Below are 1622 nucleotides of genomic sequence, written 5' to 3'. Positions count from 1 at the left end.
TCGGCGACAACATTATGGCAGCGCTGCCGGACGTTATCGCCAATACCATCGGGAATCTCGTGGCCGAGGGGGTTCAGCGCATCACTGAACCCGAATCGGTTCCGAGCTTGTCATTGCTAAAAAAGCTAGGCCTAACTGTTGACGATCTTGAAGGTGGGCAGAAGGCGCTGATTATACAGGCATCCATTGATCCTAAATCAGAGAAGAATTATGCTGTCGTATTTGACAAGATAAAAGCTTTATTTAATGACAGCGCTGCTGTAAAGAAGCTTACAGGATGGTATGTCCCGTCTGAATTAAGCAAGAGCCAGGATATTCTTGCTGTCCAGAAAGTATTGGAGGCAAGGCAGCGGAAGGGCATCGCGATATCAGATGATGAAATTGGTTCAGCCAAGTTCGTTACAGGCGTTGCTAAGGCAGGTTTGCAATATGTCACTTTTCAGAGGTTTAACTATGCGTACGACACGCTCAAGCAGAGTCTAACTCAACACGGTGCGGATAAGCCCGATGCCGTTGCAGCGGGCATTGTTGCCAATCTTTGGGTGGAGAGCGGTCACACCATGGACCCTTCGGTTCCTCAAATGGGTGGCGGCGGCGGAGAAGGAGTTGCCCAGTGGACTACTTCGGCGCGCAAGAATCGGTTCGCAGAAGTCGAAGGGGTTGCAGTTCTCTCGTCGAGCCTAACGCAGCAGTTGGACTTTCTTGTTCGTGAAATGACGGATAAGCATCTATATGAGAATCCAGTTTACGATAGGACACTCTATAATGCTGGCCAAAAGATTATGAGTGCAACTAGTGCAAGTTCGGCTGCCGTTGAATTCGTGACTAGGTTCGAGAGGCCAAGGGATACTGCTGGTCAGAGACCGATTAGGGCCGGAATTGCGAATACGATTTTCGAATACGAATCAGGCAGAACGCAAGGGTTTGACGATTTTAAGAAAATCATTTTAGGATTAAGCGTGGCATGAAGTCAGCAAGTATATTGGTGCTAGTGAGCCTTTCTATGGGGGTGAACGCTTTTCCTAGTCCAGAGGATGGATGGATTTTTGATGGGGTACGATTATGTACTTTTGACGCAAATATTGGCAAATCGCCGACTCGATGCTCGCAGTACCATCAGGTAATTTCGCATAAACTTAAGGGTGGACAGGTTTGGAATGAGTACCGATGGATGTGGAAGGATGGCAAGTTCGAAGTGCAATACACGAGCCGGGTTGGGTCTTTGGGCATCAGCCAGTTTACGATTGGCGAAGTAGCATATCGGAATGTAGGAATTTCAAGATTCATGAAGAGCCAAGCCGTTTCCTACGCAGCAAGCCGAGAAGAGATTATCATTGGAATACCAGGTGATGACTATCAATTTGTGATGAAGGGAGCTGTCTGAATTACGGTACGGCTTCAATAAGCCCCCACCACTACCCGTTCAAAGCCCGCCCTGAACCCGATCAATCCCGTTGACCACCGACCGCCGCGCTACGCACGTGATCGAGGTGTGATCCGAGCACACCCTACACGGCGCCCGTTGGTCTGGTTTGCGGCCAAGCGGTTGAGATTGCTGTGTAAACATTGTGCTACGGGGTGTCTGGCGTTGTAATACGAGGTGATGCGGCGTGGGTAAGCCG

General features: G+C 49.6%; 2 protein-coding genes. Both read left to right on the top strand.

What is annotated here, in order from left to right; all coding sequences use genetic code 11:
• The coding region (locus IP83_RS20315; protein WP_231625053.1) for a phage tail tip lysozyme at window positions 1-968 on the top strand (968 nt) is incomplete at its 5' end.
• Window positions 965-1384, top strand: a complete 420-nt coding sequence (locus IP83_RS20310) for a hypothetical protein (protein ID WP_156309726.1) — start codon at window positions 965-967, stop codon at window positions 1382-1384. The genes IP83_RS20315 and IP83_RS20310, both read left to right, overlap by 4 nt.
• The last annotated feature ends 238 nt before the right edge of the window (window positions 1385-1622 follow it).

It is taken from the genome of Novosphingobium sp. AAP93 (assembly GCF_001296055.1).
Lineage (GTDB): Bacteria > Pseudomonadota > Alphaproteobacteria > Sphingomonadales > Sphingomonadaceae > Novosphingobium.
The sequence above is the reverse complement of the archived record's forward strand: the minus strand, read 5'-3'. Positions and strand labels throughout refer to the sequence as shown.

Coding starts and splice junctions, on each gene's coding strand:
- IP83_RS20310 (WP_156309726.1), top strand. CDS start 965: ATGAAGTCAGCAAGTATATTGGTGCTAGTGAGCCTTTCTATGGGGGTG.